Source organism: Pseudomonas sp. NFACC32-1 (assembly GCF_900101215.1).
Taxonomy (GTDB): Bacteria; Pseudomonadota; Gammaproteobacteria; order Pseudomonadales; family Pseudomonadaceae; genus Aquipseudomonas.
In genome coordinates this window covers 104,288-123,916 of the sequence record NZ_FMUL01000010.1, presented here as the reverse complement: position 1 = coordinate 123,916, position 19,629 = coordinate 104,288, and the positions used below count along the sequence as shown (strand labels likewise).

The following is a 19,629-nucleotide window of genomic DNA, read 5'->3' as shown; positions in this document are numbered from 1 at the left end:
GGGACCGCCACCGTTCTCCTCCCATGGAAGCGTGCACCCGCTACCCAAGTAGCATTCGTCGCCCTGGCGCGGCTTCGTACACTCAAGACTCCTATCACGCACCCGTCGGAGGCGAAGATGCCACAGGCCCGGAACGAAGGCGTGGTCAGCGCAATGTCCCAGGCAACGGACGTCCAGCAAGTGGCCCAGGAGCTGGCGCGGCAGTTGCTGCATCCCTATCTGGGGTTCGTACTGTTCTTCTGTTCAGCCGAATACGATCTGCCGGCCCTCGGCCAGGCGCTTTCGCGCAGTTTCGGTGGCATTCGCCTGGTGGGGTGCACCAGCGCCGGGGAGATCACGTCCCTGGGCTACGGGCGCAACTGCGTGACAGCGGTGGGCTTCGACCACCGGCACTTTTCCATCGCCGCCGAGTTGATCGGCGAAATGGAGCATTTCAGCCTGATCGACGCCCAGCAGATGGTCGAACGACTGGCTGGCGGTTGTCGCAGCAATGCCCTGGCGCCGATCAAGGGCCACAGCTTCGCGCTGACCTTGCTCGATGGCCTGTCGAGCCGCGAGGAAATGGTGCTGGCGGCGTTGAGTGCGGCCCTGGGAGACATCCCGCATTTCGGCGGCTCGGCCGGAGACGACAATTACCTCACCCACACCCACGTGTACTTCGAAGGCCAGTTCCACAGCGGCGCCGCCGTGGTGGTGCTGGTCAACACCTGGCTGGAGTTCGAAGTGTTCACCACCCATCACATCCTGCCCCGCCAGGAGAAACTGGTGGTGACCGGCGCCGACAGCGCTTCCCGGCGGGTCTATGAGCTCAACGCCGAACCCGCCGCCGAGGAATACGCCCGGCACATCGGCGTGCCGGTCGGCGCCCTCGATTACCGGGTGTTCGCCGCCCATCCGCTGGCGGTGCGCATCAACGACCAGTACTACGTGCGCGCCATCCAGCAGGTGCATCCGGACCTGAGCCTGAGTTTTTACTGCGCGGTGGAGAACGGCATCGTCCTGACGGCCATGACCCCGGGGCCTCTGCTGGACAACCTGCAAGACCTGTTCGACGGCCTTAAGTCGCGCCTCGGCGACCTCTTGCTGACCATCGGCTGCGATTGCTTCCTCCGGCGCCTGGAGCTGGAGGATCGTGGCGGCCTGGAGCCGATCGGGCAGTTCCTGCGTGAACAACGGGTGATGGGCTTCAACACCTATGGAGAACAGTTCAATGGCATGCATATCAACCAGACCTTCACCGGAGTTGCCATTGCCCGACATCGCGTCCCCGGCCATCGCTGAGCTGCAGGCGCAGCTCGCCAAGCTGCAGCACGAAAACCGCAAGTTGCGGCGTATCAACGATGCCCTGATCGAGCGCGTGGAGTCCGGTGTGACCCGGGGCAGCGATCCGTATGCGGCGTTCCAGCATTCGGTGGTCCTGGCCGAGCAGGTTCGCGAACGCACCGACGCCCTGAACCAGGCCATGGCCGAGCTCAAGGCCGGTAATCACTTGCTGGGCGAGGCAAGGTTGCGCGCGGAGATGGCCCATCGGCACCTGATCGACGCCATCGAGAGCATTTCCGATGCCTTCGTGCTGTTCGACGAACAGCAGCGCATCGTCCTGTTCAACAGCCGCTTCAAGGCGTTCTGGGCCCACAGCCGGGTGAGGATCATCGCCGGGATGCGTCTTGGCGAGGTCAAGCGCCTGATGACCGCCAACGGCCTGTTCAGCGAGGAAACCCGCGGGCAGGATGACGAGCATGTGCTCTACCGGCTGCAGAACGGGCGCTGGTTGCAGGTCAGCGAACGGCCGACCCAGGAAGGCGGGCGGGTGATACTGTTCACCGATATCACCGACGTCAAGCTCAGCGAAACCGTGCGTCGCGAACAGGCCGTGGCGCAGAAGTCCCATCTGTTGCAGCGGGCGGTGGACAACCTGTCCCAGGGCGTGGCGATGGTCAACGCCCAAGGCGTGCTGGAACTGTGGAACCGGCGTTTCCTGGAACTCAGCGGCCTGGCCCCGGTAGCCGCCCACAGGCCGTTCAACGAGGTGATCGCCGACAGCGAACTGCAACTGCTGACCCCCGCCAGCCGCGACGGCAACGGTCGGTTGATCCACGAGTGCGAGCAACGCCTGTCCGATGGCCGGGTCCTGGAGATCCGTACCCATCCGCTGCCCACCGGCGGCTACGTCAATACCTTCACCGACATCACCGAGCGTTACCAGCATGCCGAGGCGCTGAGTGAAAGCGAGCGCTGGATCCGTCTGATCACCGACCATGTCCCGGCGTTGATCGCCTACCTCAATGCCGACCTGGTCTATGAGTTCACCAACAAGGTCTACGAGCAATGGTACTGCTGGCCCCGGGGCGTGATGCTCGGCCAGAGCCTGCGCGAGGCCCACAGCGAGCAGCATTACCAGCGCCTGGAGGCCTATGTGGCCCGGGCCTTGGCGGGGGAGAGCGTAACGTTCGAATTCGCCGAGACCAACATCAACAACCAGGAGCGCTACATGCTGCGCTCCTACGTGCCGAACCGGTTGGCCAACGGCGAAGTGGTGGGGATCTTCGTGCTGATCCGCGACATCACCGAGCGGCGGCGCACCGCCGAGGCGCTGCACCAGGCCTACCAGAACCTGGAGCAACGGGTGCAGGAGCGCACCGCCGAACTGACCACCCTCAATGACCAACTGTTGCGAGAAATCGACGAGCGCAGTCGGGTGGAGGTGCGCTTGCGCGAGGCCAAGCGCGAAGCCGAGCAGGCCAACCTGTCGAAAACCAAATTCCTCGCGGCGGTCAGCCACGATTTGCTGCAGCCCCTCAATGCCGCGCGATTGTTCACCAGCGCCTTGCTCGAACGCCGCGAGCCGGTGGCGAACGCGCAGTTGGTGCGCAACGTCAGCAATTCCCTGCAGGACGTGGAAAACCTGCTGGGCACCCTGGTGGATATCTCCAAGCTGGACGCCGGGGTGATCAAGGCGGATGTCGCCCCGTTCGCCCTCAGCGAGCTGCTCGACAACCTCGCCGCCGAATACGCCCAGGTGGCCCGTAGCGAAGGGCTGGGGCTGCGCTTCGTACCGTGTTCGGTCCTGGTGCGCAGCGACATGCAGTTGCTCGCGCGGATCCTGCGCAACCTGTTGAGCAATGCCATCCGCTATACCCCCAGCGGCCGGGTGGTGCTGGGGTGCCGACGGCATCGACGGCAGGTCTCGATCCAGGTCTGGGACAGCGGCATCGGCATCGCCGAGGAACGCCTGGAGGAAATCTTCCAGGAGTTCAAGCGCGGCGATGTGCAGCGCCCGGACCAGGACCGCGGCCTGGGCCTGGGGCTGGCGATCGTCGAAAAGATCGCCGGTATCCTCGGGCACCGGATCCAGGTGCGTTCGTGGCCGGGCAAGGGCTCGATGTTCTCCATCGACGTGCCTCTGAGCGCCACCGCGCCCACGCCGCAGCCCTGCCTGGACATGAGCGAACCCATGCTCGAACGCTTGCGCGGCGCGCGGATCTGGGTGCTGGACAACGACGCGGCCATTTGCGCCGGCATGCGCACGCTATTGCAAGGATGGGGGTGCCAGGTGCTGACCGCGCTGTCGGAGCAGGACCTGGCGGGCCAGGTGGACTGCGCCCACGCCGAGGTGGACCTGTTGATCGCCGACTATCACCTGGACAACGATCAGAACGGCGTCGACGCGGTGGCCCGTATCAACGCTCAACGGGCTTCGGCGATCCCGGCCATGTTGATCACCGCCAACTACAGCAACGAGCTCAAGCAGCAGATCCGTGAGCGCGGCCACACCTTGATGCACAAGCCGGTGCGGCCGATGAAGCTCAAGACGGCGATGAGTCATTTGTTGGGCCAGCCCCGCAACCATTGAGCCGAACGCTGTTGCGGCGAGGGGATTGTTCCCGCCGGGTCTGCCTGGCAGACCCCGGTTGTCAGTTTTCAGGGCCGCTTCGCGCCCCAGCGGGGCGGTGCGACGTTTCGCTAGATCGCCTCGCCACAGGGATGTGTGTCAACGCCGCAGATAAGCCCCGAAATCGATATCCCCGGCACTGAGGATCGCCTGCACCCGGTTGTGCACATTGAGCTTGCGCAGGATGGCCGAGACGTGGGCCTTGACCGTGGTCTCGGCGATGTCCAGGGTGTAGGCGATCTGTTTGTTCGACTCACCCTTGGTCATGCGCTCGAGTACCAGCAGCTGCTTGCGGGTCAGGGCCTGGAGCAGTTCGGGCGGGAACGCCGGGGTTTCGCTCAGGCGCCGGCCTACCGGGTTCTTCTGGGTGCGGATGATGTCCGGTGGCAGGTACACGTTGCCGTTGAGGATCTGTTCGATGGCGTCGGTCATCTGCGAACGTGGCGAGGATTTGGTAATGAACCCCACCGCACCGTAGGTGATGGCCTGCAGGACGATCTGCTTGTCCTGTTCGGCGGAAACGATCACCACGGGGATCGTCGGCGCCTCGTTGCGCAGGTTGATCAGGCCATTGAGGCCGTGCATGCCGGGCATGTTCAGGTCCAGCAGGATCAGGTCCAGGTCGTCGTGCTCGTGGGTCAGTGCCAGGGCACTGTCCAGGTCGGCGGTTTCCATGACTTCGCTGCCAGGGAAGCCGTCGCTGATAACGTTGTGGATGGCTTCGCGAAACAGTGGGTGATCGTCGGCTATCAGGATTTTATACATGGCCATTCACCTCGTTATTGTTGTGGGGCAGTTGCAGCACGCTTTTGACTCGCACTTGTGCATCAGGGAAAAGGTTCGGGTCGGGCGGCCTGCAAGGGCAGGTTGGCCGCTTCCCAGGCATCGAGGCCATCGCGATACCAGTACAGATGCTTATAGCCCATGGCAGCGGCGCGTTTTACCGCGTTCCAGCTCAACCAGCAATCGGAGCGGCAATAAAAGACCAACGGTTGGTCCATGCGCCCGGCGGTGGCTTTGCGCAGGTAATGAGCGAAGTAGTCCTGCCAGGTCGGATCCAGGTGGCCGTCGCCGGTATTGGCCAGCCACAGGCTGCCGGGGAGGTTGGCGTGGGGTTCGTTGTCGATGAACCGGCCCTGGACCCAGGGCCGACGGTAGACGTCCACCAGCACGGGAGGCGAGGCTTGCTGGAGCAGTCGCTGCAACGCCTGGGTATCGATGGTCTGCGCGCCTTGGACCTCGGCGGGCGTGGGGCTGCGATACCGGTCGATGCGATAACCCTGGGGCGAGAACAGCGTGTCGTCGGCCTGGGCGACGCTCAGCCACAGGCACGGCAAGACGATTGCCAGCAAACGGAGCATGGGGATTGATCCTTGTTGTTATGGGTGCATTACATGCCAGGGTCGCGGTCTTGTGAATGCGACCATAGACAGGAAAACCAGTACTAAAGTCGTAAAAATGCTCCTGTCACAGGCTGGGGATCGCCACCGGACCTTGTGGGAGCGAGCTTGCTCGCGATGACGGCGGCACAGCCAATACCGAGGCCGACTGAACCACCGCTATCGCGAGCAGGCTCGCTCCCACAGAGGGACAGGCACGGTTAACCTGCCTTGCGCAACGCCGCATGCTGCGGATTGAACGTCCACACCGCCAGCAGCGCGAACACCAGGGTCAGCACCAGGCACACCACCATTGCCAGCAGGTTGAACTGCCCGTACAAGGCAAACCGCACCAGTTCCACCCCGTGGGTGAACGGGTTCACCGCGCAGAGCCAGTACAGCCAGGGGCTGGCCTCGAGCATTTTCCATAGCGGGTACAGTGCCGAAGACAGGAAGAACATCGGGAAGATCACGAAGTTCATGACCCCGGCGAAGTTCTCCAGCTGCCGGATAGCGTTGGACAGCAGCAAGCCCAGGGCGCTGAGCATCAGGGCCACCAGCAGCAGCGCCGGCAATGCCAGCAGCAGGCCCTCGACCGGGGGCTGGACGCCATACAGCCAGGCAATGGCCAGGAAGGCATAGACCTGCAGCAATGAGATAAGCGAGGTCGCCACCAGCTTGCTCGCCAGCAGGAATGCCCGGGGCAGGGGGCTGGTCAGCAGCACCCGCATGCTGCCCATCTCCCGGTCGTAGACCATCGACAACGAGCCTTGCATGCCGTTGAACAACAGGATCATGCACGCCAGCCCAGGCACGATGTACACCTCATAGGGAATGTAGGTGTCGTAGGGGGCGATGATGGCGATGCCCAGTGCCGCCCGAAAGCCGGCTGCAAAGACCAGCAGCCACAGGAGCGGGCGGACCAGCGCACTGAGCAGGCGCGTGCGTTGCAGCATGAAGCGCAGCCATTCGCGTATCACGATGCCGCTGAAACATTGCCAATACGCATTCATGAGCAAACTCCCGGCGTGGTCAGGCAAGTAAAGGCCGAGCCCAGGTCACCGCCATGGGCCTGGCTCACGGCATCGGCTCGGCCACTGGCGACGAGGCGGCCTTGATGCAGGATCAGCAGCGCGTCGCCGGGCTGCACTTCATCCAGCAGATGGGTGGTCCAGAGCACGCTGATGCCTTGCTCGCTGCACAGTTGCCGGACATGCAGGCCAAGGGCCTGGCGACTGCCCGGATCCAGGCCGACGCTGGGCTCGTCCAGCAGCAACAGGCGTGGTTCATGGAGCAGTGCCCGGGCGATTTCCACCCGACGACGGTGACCGCCATTGAGATTGCGCACTCGTTCGTGGCGTCGCTCAGCCAGGCCCTGGCGGGCCAGCTCGGCGTCGATCCTGGAACCTCCCTGGCGCCGCGACAGGCCATGCAGGGCGGCGTGATAACGCAGGTTCTGCTCGACGCTCAGGTCCAGGTCCAGAGTGCTCTGCTGGAAGACCACGCCCAACTGACGCAAGGCCGCCCGAGGCGAAGCCTGCAAGCAGTGGCCGCCGACACGGATCTCGCCTCGCTGCACATCGTAGAGGCGCGTGAGCAGGGCGATCAGCGTCGACTTGCCAGCTCCGTTGGGGCCCAACAGCGCGGCGAACTGCCCGGCGGGCAGCGCGAAACCGACTTGCCTGAGGGCTTCGCGGGCGCCATAGGCGAAGCTCAGGTCACTGACCTGCAAGGCGTTCATGGCGTGACCACCACGCCCCACGGATAGCGCCCGACTTTCACCGACTTGAGCACCTTGCGGCTCTGGACATCGATCACCGAGACATCACCGCTCACGCCGTTGGTCGCCAGCAGTTGGCGTTGGTCCGGGGTGAACGCCAGTTGCCAGACCCGGCGGCCCACCAGCAGGTAGTCCAGCACTTCGAAAGTCTTGGCGTCGATCACCGCCACATGGTTGGCCGGGCCCAGGGCGACGAAGGCGAGCTGGCCGTCGGCACTGAGCTTGATGCCCACCGGTTGCACCTTGTCCGGGTGTACGCCCTTGATCTGGAAGGTCAGGGTCTTGAGCACCTGGCGAGTCGCGACATCAAGGATGGTCAGGGTGCCGCCGATCTCCGCCGACGCCCAGAGTTGCGAGCCATCGCGGCTGAACTCGACGAAACGCGGCCGCTGGTCCACCAGGGTGTTGTCGGCCAGGGTCTGGGTGCTGGTGTCGATCCAGTGCAGCATGTTGGTGGTTTCGCTGGTGTTGACCGCCCACTTGCCGTCGGGGCTGACGGCCATGCCCTCCGGCTCGACGCCCACGCCGATCTGGCCGAGCACTTCGGAGGTCTGGGTGTCGATCACCGTCACCAAGGCGTCGTCCTCGTTGGAGACGTAGAGCCAGCGGTCGTTGGGATGCAGGGCGAACTGTTCCGGATCCTTGCCGGAGGGCAGCTCCTTGACGATCTTGCGGGTGGCCACGTCCATCACCTGGACCCGGTCCGAATCGCTGGCGCAGATGTACAGGAGACGGTTGTCGTGGGACAGCAACAGGCCCCGTGGACGTTGGCCCACCGGCAGGGTCTCGATGACCTCCAGGCGCTGCAGGTCGATCAGGCTCAGGCTGTTGTCCTTCTCGTTGGAGACCCAGGCGATGCTCGCGGCGGCGGGACCGGCGGCGAACAACGCCATGCCCAGGGTGAGGACCTGGCAGGCTTGGAGCAAGGGGCGAGGCATGGCGGTTTCCTTATTGTTGTTATCGATCAGGGGTAACGGCAGCTCACTTCGGGTTTGTCATAGCCCAGGCTGTCCATTTCGTTGGAGGGGTGCAGGAAGCCGTCCTGGGGGGAGGTGCTGACCAGGGCCCGCGGCTGGACCAGGGGAATCGGTTGGCGCAGTTGGCCATTCCATGGCCGGTAGCTGAGCTTGCGGCCCTTGAAGCCGTCCAGCGGCAATTGATCGCTCAGAGCCAGTTGGCGGATTGCCGACGGGTCGTCCTGGCGCAGCTTGCTCACCGCGCTGGCGATGCTGCGCACGGCGATCCAGGCCGCGAAGTCACGGTCGTTCATCCAGCGGCCGGCCAGGGCCTCGAAGCGCTTCTGCAGTTGCGCCGCGCCGTAGGTTTCCACGGTCTTGTGCCAGCCGGTGGGCACCAGCCCCTGGGTGCCGGCCACCGGCCGCGGGTACCAGGTCTGGTAGGGCAGGTATTCGCCGAAATCCCCGCGTTCGTCCGCCACCAGCACCACGTCGTATTCGGCGGTCTGGGTGAACAACGGCATATCGGCCTGGGCGCTGCGGCGCTGATCGTTATCGAACTGCCAGGCTTTTTCGGCGACGGTCTTGATGCCGAAGCGTTTCATGGCCCGGCGCAGGGCGGCGGCGTAGGCCTGGTCGTCGGGCGTCTGGCCGACGATCAGCAAAGCCCGCTGCCATTTGCGCACGACGCTGAACTGCACCAGGGCATCGGCGAGCATGGCCCGGTCGGGCAGGCTGTGCAGCACGTTGCCCAGGCAATCGGTGGTGCGCAGGCTGTCGTCGGGACTGCCGGCATTGAACAGCAGGCTGTCGGGCAGGGCGGCGCTGAGCTGGCGCAGGCTGTCGGCCGGGGCGTTGACCACGAACAGCCGCAGGCCCTGTTCATGTTGCGCGCGAGCGGCTTGCACCAGCGCTTCGGGGCTGTCGACGCTGGCGCTTTGCAGGCGGTAATCGTGCTTGAGGAAACGCCCGGTACTGTTGCTGTCGACGATCGCCAGCTCGGCGCCGCGCAGCCCGGCGTCGGCAGGCTCGGTAATCACATTGGACAACAACGGTCCTGGATCGGGGCGATAACCCAGGTAGCCGATGCGCACTTGCAGTGGCGCGGCATCGTTCGCGTGAGCGGTTGCCGCTGCCAGCAGTGAAACCAGGGCGTAACTGACGAGCCGGCGCATGACATCCTCCATTGCGGGTAGCGCCAGCATAGGAAGGCCGGGGGCATGGGGAAATATGCAGAAAGTACCGCCGGGGCAGTACCAAGGTAGTAGCTCGCCGTCGCCGCCAGGGTTTTAGGATGCAGGCAATCGTCATCGACCAGGAGTGGACAGACCGTGCGGATTTTAAAGGCCCTGCTGCTGCCGTTTCTGCTGATCCTGAGTCTGATCGGGGTGGATCGTCCCAAAGCCTGTCACCGCCCAGGCCCTCCTGTGGGAGTGAGCTTGCTCGTGATAGCGGTGGTTCAGTCGGCCTCGGTATTGGCTGTGCCGCCGTCATCGCGAGCAAGCTCGCTCCCACAGGGTATGGGTGTCAACTTCGGGGCGGAACGCTAGTCATGTCGGCCCTCTGGCGCATCAATCTCTGGGTCACGGTGTTTTTCGCCCTGGTGACCCTGGCGTGCTCCCTGTTGTCGCTGCAGCAGGCCATGACCGATGTGAAGCGCGAGCTGCAATCGGCCGAATCGGTGGTGCATTACCTCAAGGAAACCGCCGAGCGCGACCCGGCCAGCCTGCAGACACGCCTGACCGGCAGCCTGCGGCATGTGCGGATACGCTGGCTGACACCAGGGGAAGAATTTCCGGCAGGTGCCGACAGCGGGCTGCAGGCCTGGCTCGGCCATCGACTGCTCGCCGATGGCCCGGCGCCGCAGGTGGTGGATCTGCGTGATGGGCGGCGGGCCTGGATCGCTGTCGATCCGCGGGACGAAATCGACGAAATCCTCGATTCACTGGTGCAACTGCTGGGCGTCTGCGCCATGGCCCTGTTGCTCAGCCTGTTGGTGATTCGCTGGGCGGTGCGCCGGGTCATGTCGATGCTCGACCAACTGCTGGGGGCGTTGCGCCAGGTGTCCAACGGCGACCTGAATGTGCACTTGCCCGCCGAAGGCATACCGGAGGCGCGGCAACTGGCGGGGCACTTCAATCGGATGACCGCCGCCCTGGCCCAGTCCCAGGCCGATAACACCCGGCTAACCCAGGCACTGCTGGCCGTGCAGGAGCAGGAACGTACGCATCTGGCCCAGGCGCTGCACGACGACCTGGGCCAGTATGTGACGGGCATCCGCGCCCGGGCCTGCCTGCTGCGCCTGGTCACCGGCCAGCCGACCGTGCTGGAGCAGACCGTCAGCCAGCTCGAAGCGGATTGCGAACACCTGCAACAGGGCTTCCGGGCCTTGGTGCACGACTTGTATCCGGTGGTGCTGCAGCACTTGCCGCTGGAAGAAGCCGTCGAATTGCTGGCACGGCAATGCCGCGATACCCATGGCATTGCCTGTGATTTGCGCATCGAAGGGGCCTTGCCGGCATTGTCCGGCTCGGACAAGACCCACCTGTATCGCCTGTTGCAGGAAGCGCTGACCAATGTCGCCCGCCATGCCAATGCCACCCGGGTAAGGATCCGCCTGGGCCAGCGTGCCGGCCGCTTGCGCCTGCTGGTGCGGGACAACGGCCGAGGGGCACAGCAGCCGCCCCGACCGGGTGTCGGCCTGCATTCGATGTGCGAACGGGCCCGCAGCCTGGGCGGCGAGCTGCGGGTGATCTGCCAGCCCGGTGCCGGCTGGGCGCTGGCCTTGAATATTCCCCTGGAGGCACGATGAACATTTTGTTGGTGGATGATCACGCGGTGGTCCGGCAGGGCTACGCCAGCCTTCTGCGAGCCTTGATGCCGGACCTGCAGGTTCGGGAAGCGACCACCGGCGAAGAGGCGTTGAGCCAGGTGCAGGAGCAGGTGCCGCATCTGGTGATCATGGACTTCGGCCTGCCTGGCATCAGCGGGCTGGAAACCACCCGGCGCCTGCGTCAGCGCCTGCCGCAACTGCGGGTGCTGTTTTTCAGCATGCATGACGAACTGCCATTGGTACGCCAGGCGCTGGATGCCGGCGCCTCGGGGTACCTGACCAAGAACTCGGCGCCCCAGGTGCTGGTGGAGGCGGTGCGACGGGTATTGGCCGGCCATGCCTATATCGAACAGTCCCTGGCGACACAACTGGCCTGCGCCAGCTCCCGGCATGACGCCGACCCGCGCCTGCAATGCATGACCCAGCGAGAGCTGGAGATCTTCGTCATGCTCGCCAAAGGCACGCCTGCGCGCACCATCGCCGAACAGCTGTGCATCAGCGCCAAGACGGTGTCCAACCATCTCACGCTGCTCAAAAGCAAGTTGCAGGTCAGCTCGCATGCCGAGCTGGTGCACTTGGGGATTGATATGGGGGTGGTGCGGGTGGCGGGATGAATCCCGGGTTCCACTGCGACGGTCAACGGTGGTGAGGGGATTTGGCGGAACGTCGCAACGTCCCGCTGGGCTGCGAAGCGGCCCCTCTTCAGTCGGTTCGCCGAGTTAACCGAACTGGGGCCGCTTCGCAGCCCAACGGAGATAAAAAATCCCCTTGCCACAGGTGTGTGCCGAAAGGCTCTCATCGATCCCAGGATTGCGGGCATCCCTTGCAACCCTGCATGTTGGCGTCCTGGAAATTCCCGTAATGCTGACGCGACCCACTCAGGTCAGCCTGCTCCAGGTTGCTTTCTCCCAGCTTGACCTCTTGCAGATTGGCGTCGCGCAGGTCGGCGCCCTTGAGGTCGGCCTTGCTCAGCCAGGCCATTTCCAGGTCGGCGGCTTGCAGGTTGGCATCGTGCAGGCGAGCGCCGGACAAGCGGGCGAACTGAAGATACGCGCCGGTCAGGTCGGCACGCTGGAACTGCGCACCCTGGGCGAACAGCCCCCATCCCTGGATCGCCTTGAGCGTGGCGCCGCTGAAATCGGCCAGGCGCAGATTGCTCTGCTGCAGGCTGGCACGGGTCAGGTTGGCGCCTTGTAGCTGGGCTTTCTCAAGGTTCGCCAGGTCCAGGCGCGCGTGCCGCAGGTCGGCGTCACGCAGGTCGGCACCACTGAGGTTCATCTTGCGCAAGTCCTGGTTCGCCAGTCTTGCGCCCCGCAGGTTGGCGCCGGGGCATTGGCTGGCTTCGGCAATGACGCAGCCGTTGAGGGTGAGCGGGGTGTCGAGGTCGTCGGCGTTGGTACATGCCGCGATCAGCAGCAGTACAAGAGGCAGGTAGTTCATGGCGGCTAGCTCGCAGAGCGGTGTGGGAGCGAGCTAGCCCGCGATGGCGGAGCATGAGCTGGCAGTAATGTTGACTGCCGCGGCGCTATCGCGAGCAGGCTCGCTCCCACAGAGGGTTGGTATATCGATCGCAGTTCAGGTGGGGACGGGCTACTTCTGCGCCGTCGCCTTGTCCCAACTCGGAATCTTGAACACCCAGAACGACCCGCCCTGGGCTACCGGCTTGGTCAGCTCGGCCATGTCGCCGCCCCACAACGGCACCGCGCCGCCATAACCGACAGTCACGCCGATGTACTGCTCACCGTCCTGCTCCCAGGTGATGGGCGGGGAGACGATGCCGCTGCCGGTCTGGAATTTCCACAGCTCCTTGCCGGTCTTGGCATCGAAGGCCTTGAAGAAGCCGTCGCCGGTGCCGGTGAACACCAGGTTGCCCTTGGTGGCGAGCACGCCGGCCCACAGCGGCAGCGGCTCCTTGTGCTCCCAGACCACCTTGCCCGTGGTGGGGTTCATCGCCCGCAGGCTGCCGACGTGATCGTCATACATGCGCTTGATGCGAAACCCCATGCCCAGGTAGGCCGAGCCTTTCTTGTAGTTCACTTCCTCGGTCCAGTATTCCTCCTTCCACTGGTTGCCGGGGACGTAGAACAGTCCTGTGTCCTGGCTGTAGGCCATGGGGTTCCAGTTCTTGCCGCCCAGGAACGGCGGCGAGACTTCCACCGGCTTGCCCTTGGTTTCGCCGGGCAACGGCTTGGCCGGACGCTGGCCGGGATTCTCCACCGGCCGGCCGGTCTTGAGGTCGATGTGGCTGGCCCAGGTGATGTTGTCGACGAAGGGGAAGGCGTTCTGCAGCTTGCCGTTGTTGCGGTCCACGACATAGAAGAAACCGTTGCGGTCGGCATGGGCGGTGGCCTTGATCACCTTGCCGTCCTTGTCCTTGTAGTCGAACAGCACCAGCTCGTTGTTGCCGGAAAAATCCCAGGCATCGTTGGGCGTGTGCTGGTAGAACCATTTCACTTCGCCGGTGCTCGGGTCGACGCCCACCTGGCCGGAGGTGTAGAGGCTGTCATAGTCGTGGGGGTTGCCGTCCTTGGCCGTGCGGGCCCAGGTGTTCCACGGGCCGGGGTTGCCCGCGCCGACGATGATGGTGTTGGTCTCGGGGTCGAAACTGGCGCTCTGCCACGGGGCGCCACCGCCGTGGCTCCAGGCCTCGACCTTGCCGGTTTCGGTGGTCTTGTCGTCTGGCCAGGATGGGGCCTTCACATCGCCGGTGGGCGTGCTGTCCTTGCCGTTGAGGCGACCCATGTGGCCTTCGACGAAGGGCCGCATCCAGACTTCCTCGCCGGTGTCCGGATCGCGAGCGAACAATTGCCCGACCACGCCGAACTCATCGCCGGAACTGCCGTGGATCAGCAGCACCTTGCCGCTGGTCTTGTCCTTGATCAGCACCGGGGCGCCGGTCATGGTGTAGCCGGCGGAGTGATCACCGAACTTCTTGTTCCAGACCACCTTGCCGGTGTTCTTGTCCAGGGCGACCACCCGCGCATCCAGGGTACCGAAGTAGATCTTGTCGCCATAGATGGCTGCGCCGCGATTGACCACGTCGCAGCAAGGACGAATGTTGTCCGGCAGCCGGTGGTTGTAGGTCCACAGACGCTTGCCGGTCTTGGCGTCGAGGGCGAACACCCGCGAGTACGAGCCGGTGACGTACACCACGCCGTCGCTGACGATGGCCTGGGATTCCTGGCCGCGCTGCTTTTCGTCGCCGAACGAATAGGACCAGGCGGGCGTGAGCTTGAAGACGTTCTTGTCATTGACCTGGGCCAGCGGGCTCCAGCGTTGGGCGTTGGTGCCCATGCCGTATTGCAGCACGTCGCGGGTGGTCAGGTGGTCGTTGGCGATGTCCTCCCAGCTGACTCCCGGCGTGGCGGCGCTGGCCATGGGGCTCAACGAGAGACTGCCGGCCAGCAGCAAGGCGTGCAAGGCCACGGTCAGGGGGGAGAGGGCGGGTAGCGTTCTTATTGTCATGGTGGCGGTTCCCAGTGGAGGTTTTGGCCTGACTAGGTTCGGTCGCGCCGGGGGCCGGCCGATACGGAAAAAGTCCCGCCCTTGCCGGGAAGACTTCCTGAACCGGCTGTCTTTGCGACCTGCGTCGGATGACCCGATACCAAGGAACTAGGACCCGGCCACCAAAGCAGCATTCGGCTGGTGCGGCACGGTTCCTAAGATGACGGCACGGCCTCTGCAGAGAGGTCGGCGTGCAATCCAGAGGGCATAACAATGACAACAAAACGCAACGCCATCATCGCTACCGCATTGCTGATGGGGCTGACCGGCGCAGGCTCCGCATGGGCCCATGGCAACGTAGTGCCCCAGGCAGTGGAAACCAAGGGCCTGACCCCGATCAAGGACACCAACCTGCCATTGGACGGCGATGGCTGGGCTTCGCAGAACCCTTATCGCAATTCTCCCGAACGTGAAAAGGCCGTGGAGATCGGCGCTTCGGCGTACAACCAGAACTGTGCCGCGTGCCATGGCCTGGAAGCCAAGTCCGGCGGGATCGCACCCGACCTGCGCATGCTGGACGCCGCCGAAGCCGGTGACGAGTGGTTCGTCGAGCGCGTGCGCCACGGTGCGGTGCGCGATGGCCGGGTCTACATGCCGAAAATGGCCGACTACCTGAGCCAGGAAGCGCTCTGGGCGGTGCGCACCTACCTCGACAGCGTGCACGTCGAGGAGTGACCGCCATGCGCTGGTTCGCCTGGGTAATCTGCTATGTGTTGCTGGGTGCCCAGGCGGTTCAGGCCCAGGTGCGCAGCTTTGACCAGATGATTGCCGCCGGGGAGTTGAAAGTGGCGGTCTACAAGGACTTCGCGCCCTACAGCTTCGAAGAAGACGGCCAGCCCAGGGGCGTCGATGTGGAACTGGCCCAGGCCCTGGCCAAGGCGCTGGGTGTGCGGCTGAAACTGATCTGGGCGCCCCCCGGCGAGAAGCTCGACGACGACCTGCGCGATTACATCTGGCGCAGCAGCCCGCTCCACGACCGACAATTGGCCGACCTGATGATGCGGGTGCCCTACGATCACGATTACGTGCAAAGGCGTAACGATGTCGGTGAGTTGGAAAATGCCCAGGTGGTGATGTTCGGACCCTATCAGCAGGAGTGTTGGCAGGTGGCTTATGACCGCCGTCGGCTGGACTCGGTGGGCAGCGTCGCGGTATTCCAGCAGCACCCTATCGGCGTCGAAGTCGACAGCGTGCCGTCGTTCTACCTGACTTCGGTATTCAACGGCATGCTCAGCGCCAGGACCCGCCATTACCCTGGTGTCGGCCAGGCGTTCAAGGCCATGCACGCCGGGGAGGTCGATGCCGTCATGGCCATGCGCGGCGAGGTGGACTGGCAAGTGCACCAGGCGCGCGACCCGCAGCTGGCCCTCGCCGAGAATGCCTACCCGAACATGGGCAAGCAGCGTTGGGAAATCGGCATGGCGGTGCATGAAAGCAATCGCCAGTTGGCCTATGCGGTGGAAGAAGCACTGGAAGGCTTGATCCGCGACGGCAGCCTCAAGGCTGTCTACGCCCATTACGGCCTGCGTTACGAAGTGCCCGAGATGTACCAATAGGAGCACCAGGATGAAATGGCCTGCTTATCGCTTGGGGTGTTGCCTGCTGTGGTGCGGCCTGTCGTTGATGGCGCAGGCGGCGGTCGAGCCCGGCAAGGATCCGGTGCCCTCGGTGATGTGGGCCTTCTATCACAAGCAATTGCTGGGTGACGCACCGTTCGTGTTCGATGACCGGGTCCGGCTGCTGGCGCCGCCCTTTGCCGAAGATGCGCGCCAGGTACCGCTGGAAATCGATGCGCGGGCTTTTGCCGCAGACGTGGTTCGGATACTGGCCTGGGCCGAGCTGAACCCGTTGCCGAAGATCGTCGATTTCCAACCGGGAGAGCGGGTGCTGCCCTGGTTGTCGATTCGCATCCGTATCGAACAGGCCACGCCACTGCGGGCCGCCGTACAGACCCGCGACGGCCTGTGGCACGTCGGCTCGACCCTGATCGACGCGGCCGGAGGCGGCTGCACCGCGCCCAGTGTGGTGCGGACCCAGCCGGGGTGGGAGGAACACCTGGGCGAAGTGCTCGGGGCGCGCTACCCCCGGGGCGACACCAGCCGCCTGCGCCTGCAGGTGGCCCACCCGATGGACAACGGCCTGGTGAGTGGCATCCCGGAATTCTTTCTCGACCAGGCCCAACTGCTGGACGCCGAAGGCCGGGTGCTGGCGCGCCTGGAACTGTTCCCGGCGGTCAGCGAAAACCCCAACCTGGGCTTCGACATCCAGGGCCCCGGACAGACCCGCCTGTCGCTGCGCGACAACAGCGGCAACACGTTCGAGGCGGCGATCCCCTGACCACAAGGAGCGCGCCATGCGTTGGCTGCTGCTGATCTTCATCTGCCTGAACGGGCCAGCCTGGGCCGGGGCAGACTATACCCTCCAGCCCCGGCGGATCGCCGAGGGCACCTGGCTGCTGGAAGGCAGTACGGAGAATTTTGCCAAGGGCAATGGCGGCAACATCGTCAACACCGGTTTCATCGTGACTGATGCGGGGGTGGTGGTGATCGACACCGGGCCGTCCAGGCGTTATGGCGAGGCCTTTCGCCGGGCCATCGCGGCGACCACGGATAAACCGGTGATTCGCGTACTGCTGACCCATCATCATCCCGACCATGTCCTGGGCAACCAGGCGTTCACCGACGTGCCCATCGCCGCCCTGGCGGGGACTGGGGAGCTATTGCGCCAGCAGGGCGACGCGATGGCCGAGAACATGTACCGGCTGGTAGGCGACTGGATGCGCGGTACCGAGGTGGTATTGCCTACCCAGGTCCTGGAGCCCGGCAGGCTGGTGGTGGGCGATCATTCCCTGCGCCTTCTGCAACTGGCCGGGCACACCGGGGCCGACCTGGCGATCCTGGACGAGACCACCGGCGTGTTGTTCGCCGGCGACCTGGTGTTCTACGAGCGAGCCTTGACCACCCCCAACAGCCCGGGGCTGGAGGTCTGGCTCAAGGACCTGGACACCTTGCAGGCCTTGCCCTGGAAATTGCTGGTGCCCGGCCATGGTCCGGTGGCAGGCGACCTCCGGCCCTTTGCGCAGATGCGCGATTACCTTGGCTGGCTCGACCAACTGATGCGCGACGGCGCCGCCCGGGGCGACGACATGGCCGAGATGATCCGCAGCCCCATCCCCGAGCGATTCGCCGGGATCAGCCTGACCCGTTATGAGCTGATCCGCAGTGTCAGCCATCTTTATCCGCGTTATGAGCGCGCGGGGATGAAGCGGGTGGATGCCCGATGACCCTCGGCTGAACAAACCCTCTGTGGCGAGGGGCCCGTCGCAGGAGTTGTGGGCACAGGCAATGGCCCCACATGTACCAAGGAACTAGGAAACTCAACACAGCGGGCAATTGTTGGCGGCGGCGCCGGGCCCAAGAATCTGCGGCAGACCGGGAAAATTTCCCGGATATAACAATAACCGCAGAGGTAGCCGTCATGACTCATCCCGCACGTCGCCAACCCTTCGCCATCAGCCTGCTGCTCAGTGCCATGCTGCTGTCCGGTTCGGCCCTGGCCGCCGTGACCGACCAGGAAATCCTCCAGGATCCCAAGAACCCACAGCAGGTCGTGACCAACGGCCTGGGCGTCCAGGGTCAGCGCTACAGTCCCCTCGATACCCTCAATGTCGACAACGTCAAGGACCTGCGTCCGGTCTGGGCGTTCTCCTTCGGCGGCGAAAAGCAGCGCGGCCAGCAGGCCCAGCCGATGATCAAGGATGGGGTGATGTACCTCACCGGTTCCTATTCGCGGGTGTTCGCAGTGGACGCCCGCACCGGCCGGAAACTGTGGCAGTACGATGCGCGCCTGCCCGACGACATCCGCCCTTGCTGCGATGTGATCAACCGTGGCGTGGCCCTGTACGGTGACCTGGTGTTCTTCGGCACCCTGGATGCCAAGCTCGTGGCCCTGAACAAGGACACCGGCAAGGTGGTGTGGAGCAAGAAGGTGGCCGACCACAAGGAAGGCTACTCCATCAGCGCCGCTCCGCTGATCGTCAATGGCAAGCTGATCACCGGCGTGGCCGGTGGCGAGTTCGGCGTGGTGGGCCAGATCAGCGCCTTCGACCCGAAGAACGGCGAACTGCTGTGGACCCGTCCGACCGTGGAAGGCCACATGGGCTACGTCTACAAGAACGGCAAGGCGGTCGAGAATGGCATTTCCGGTGGCGAGGCCGGCAAGACCTGGCCGGGCGACCTCTGGAAGACCGGTGGCGCGGCGCCCTGGCTGGGCGGCTACTACGACCCGGAAACCAACCTGTTGCTGTTCGGCACCGGTAACCCGGCCCCGTGGAACTCCCACCTGCGCCCTGGCGACAACCTCTATTCCTCGTCGCGCCTGGCCCTGAACCCGGACGATGGCAGCATCAAATGGCACTTCCAGAGCACGCCTCACGATGGCTGGGACTATGACGGCGTCAACGAGCTGATCTCGTTCAACTACAAGGAAGGCGGCAAGGACATCAAGGCCGCGGCCACCGCCGACCGCAACGGCTTCTTCTACGTGCTGGACCGCACCAACGGCAAGTTCATCCGTGGCTTCCCGTTTGTCGACAAGATCACCTGGGCCAGCGGCCTGGACAAGGACGGGCGGCCGATCTACAACGAGGCCAGTCGTCCGGGGGCGCCGGGCAGTGAAGCGAAGGGCAGCTCGGTGTTCGTCGCTCCGGCCTTCCTCGGCGCGAAGAACTGGATGCCCATGGCCTACAACCAGGACACCGGGCTGTTCTATGTACCGTCCAACGAGTGGGGCATGGACATCTGGAACGAAGGCATCGCCTACAAGAAAGGCGCGGCCTTCCTCGGCGCCGGTTTCACCATCAAGCCGTTGAACGAGGACTATATTGGAGTGCTGCGTGCCATCGATCCCAAGACCGGCAAGGAAGTGTGGCGCCACAAGAACTTCGCGCCACTGTGGGGCGGGGTGCTGACCACCAAGGGCAACCTGGTCTTCACCGGTACGCCCGAAGGTTTCCTGCAGGCCTTCAACGCCAAGACCGGGGAAAAGGTCTGGGAATTCCAGACCGGTTCCGGCGTGCTGGGCTCGCCCATCACCTGGGAGATGGACGGCGAGCAATACGTGTCCGTGGTTTCCGGTTGGGGCGGCGCGGTTCCCCTGTGGGGCGGCGAAGTGGCCAAGCGGGTGAAGGACTTCAACCAGGGCGGCATGCTCTGGACCTTCAAGCTGCCGAAGGACCTGGTGGCCAAGCGCTGAGCCAACCTTGGTAAATGCAGAACCTGTGGGAG

The 19,629-nt window shown here is 64.5% G+C and carries 17 protein-coding genes; 9 read left to right on the top strand and 8 right to left on the bottom strand.

Going from position 1 to position 19,629, the window contains the following annotated elements; genetic code table 11:
• Window positions 1-117 precede the first annotated feature (117 nt).
• Together nosP and nahK are read left to right on the top strand one after the other, a co-directional pair.
• Complete coding sequence (gene nosP, locus BLP99_RS16690) at window positions 118-1,281, top strand: nitric oxide-sensing protein NosP (protein WP_072391428.1); 1,164 nt, start codon at window positions 118-120, stop codon at window positions 1,279-1,281.
• Window positions 1,211-3,853 (top strand): hybrid sensor histidine kinase/response regulator NahK/ErcS', encoded by a 2,643-nt coding sequence (nahK, locus tag BLP99_RS16685; RefSeq protein WP_256327871.1) that lies wholly within the window; start codon window positions 1,211-1,213, stop codon window positions 3,851-3,853. The genes nosP and nahK overlap by 71 nt, the downstream gene beginning before the upstream one ends.
• 138 nt (window positions 3,854-3,991) lie before the next feature.
• Here the strand turns inward: nahK and BLP99_RS16680 are convergent, their stop codons facing one another.
• The 6 genes from BLP99_RS16680 to BLP99_RS16655 all read right to left on the bottom strand — a co-directional run bounded on the left by BLP99_RS16680 (window position 3,992) and on the right by BLP99_RS16655 (window position 9,182).
• Window positions 3,992-4,657: a response regulator transcription factor gene (locus tag BLP99_RS16680; protein ID WP_053151254.1), complete on the bottom strand. Its 666-nt coding sequence runs from the start codon at window positions 4,655-4,657 to the stop codon at window positions 3,992-3,994.
• A gap of 62 nt (window positions 4,658-4,719) precedes the next feature.
• On the bottom strand, window positions 4,720-5,253 hold the full coding sequence (locus BLP99_RS16675) for a PQQ-dependent catabolism-associated CXXCW motif protein (RefSeq protein WP_072391434.1): 534 nt from the start codon (window positions 5,251-5,253) through the stop codon (window positions 4,720-4,722).
• A 239-nt stretch (window positions 5,254-5,492) separates the two neighbouring features.
• Window positions 5,493-6,284: an ABC transporter permease gene (locus BLP99_RS16670; RefSeq protein WP_072391437.1), complete on the bottom strand. Its 792-nt coding sequence runs from the start codon at window positions 6,282-6,284 to the stop codon at window positions 5,493-5,495.
• Window positions 6,281-7,012 carry an ABC transporter ATP-binding protein gene (locus BLP99_RS16665; RefSeq protein ID WP_072391440.1) on the bottom strand — a complete coding sequence of 244 codons (732 nt, stop codon included), beginning with the start codon at window positions 7,010-7,012 and terminating at the stop codon, window positions 6,281-6,283. Before BLP99_RS16665 ends, BLP99_RS16670 begins: the two co-directional genes overlap by 4 nt.
• Window positions 7,009-7,989, bottom strand: coding sequence for a YVTN family beta-propeller repeat protein (locus BLP99_RS16660; RefSeq protein ID WP_072391444.1), 981 nt, complete (start codon window positions 7,987-7,989; stop codon window positions 7,009-7,011). Before BLP99_RS16660 ends, BLP99_RS16665 begins: the two co-directional genes overlap by 4 nt.
• Before the next feature lie 26 nt (window positions 7,990-8,015).
• Entirely contained in the window at window positions 8,016-9,182 is a 1,167-nt protein-coding gene (locus BLP99_RS16655) for an ABC transporter substrate-binding protein (protein ID WP_072391447.1), read from the bottom strand.
• Between the two features lie 377 nt (window positions 9,183-9,559).
• On the opposite strand from BLP99_RS16655, the gene BLP99_RS16645 reads away from it, so the two are divergent.
• Together BLP99_RS16645 and BLP99_RS16640 are read left to right on the top strand one after the other, a co-directional pair.
• Entirely contained in the window at window positions 9,560-10,819 is a 1,260-nt protein-coding gene (locus tag BLP99_RS16645; RefSeq protein WP_072458801.1) for a sensor histidine kinase, read from the top strand.
• Window positions 10,816-11,454, top strand: coding sequence for a response regulator (locus BLP99_RS16640; RefSeq protein ID WP_072391455.1), 639 nt, complete (start codon window positions 10,816-10,818; stop codon window positions 11,452-11,454). The genes BLP99_RS16645 and BLP99_RS16640 overlap by 4 nt, the downstream gene beginning before the upstream one ends.
• A 181-nt stretch (window positions 11,455-11,635) precedes the next feature.
• Here the strand turns inward: BLP99_RS16640 and BLP99_RS16635 are convergent, their stop codons facing one another.
• Both BLP99_RS16635 and exaA read right to left on the bottom strand, forming a co-directional pair.
• Window positions 11,636-12,280 carry a pentapeptide repeat-containing protein gene (locus BLP99_RS16635; RefSeq protein WP_072391458.1) on the bottom strand — a complete coding sequence of 215 codons (645 nt, stop codon included), beginning with the start codon at window positions 12,278-12,280 and terminating at the stop codon, window positions 11,636-11,638.
• 150 nt (window positions 12,281-12,430) lie between these two features.
• Complete coding sequence (gene exaA, locus BLP99_RS16630; protein ID WP_072391461.1) at window positions 12,431-14,305, bottom strand: quinoprotein ethanol dehydrogenase; 1,875 nt, start codon at window positions 14,303-14,305, stop codon at window positions 12,431-12,433.
• A 252-nt stretch (window positions 14,306-14,557) separates the two neighbouring features.
• Between exaA and pedF the strand changes: the two genes are divergently transcribed.
• From pedF to BLP99_RS16605, 5 genes are all read left to right on the top strand, one after another.
• On the top strand, window positions 14,558-15,019 hold the full coding sequence (pedF, locus tag BLP99_RS16625; RefSeq protein ID WP_072391462.1) for a cytochrome c-550 PedF: 462 nt from the start codon (window positions 14,558-14,560) through the stop codon (window positions 15,017-15,019).
• Between the two features lie 5 nt (window positions 15,020-15,024).
• Window positions 15,025-15,900: a substrate-binding periplasmic protein gene (locus BLP99_RS16620; RefSeq protein WP_092181064.1), complete on the top strand. Its 876-nt coding sequence runs from the start codon at window positions 15,025-15,027 to the stop codon at window positions 15,898-15,900.
• A gap of 10 nt (window positions 15,901-15,910) precedes the next feature.
• Entirely contained in the window at window positions 15,911-16,681 is a 771-nt protein-coding gene (locus tag BLP99_RS16615) for a quinoprotein dehydrogenase-associated SoxYZ-like carrier (protein WP_072431033.1), read from the top strand.
• A 16-nt stretch (window positions 16,682-16,697) separates the two neighbouring features.
• A complete protein-coding gene (locus BLP99_RS16610; protein ID WP_072391465.1) occupies window positions 16,698-17,627 on the top strand; it encodes a quinoprotein relay system zinc metallohydrolase 1 in 930 nt (309 codons plus the stop codon).
• Window positions 17,628-17,821: 194 nt separating this feature from the next.
• Window positions 17,822-19,597, top strand: a complete 1,776-nt coding sequence (locus tag BLP99_RS16605) for a PQQ-dependent methanol/ethanol family dehydrogenase (protein ID WP_072391466.1) — start codon at window positions 17,822-17,824, stop codon at window positions 19,595-19,597.
• Window positions 19,598-19,629: the final 32 nt, after the last annotated feature.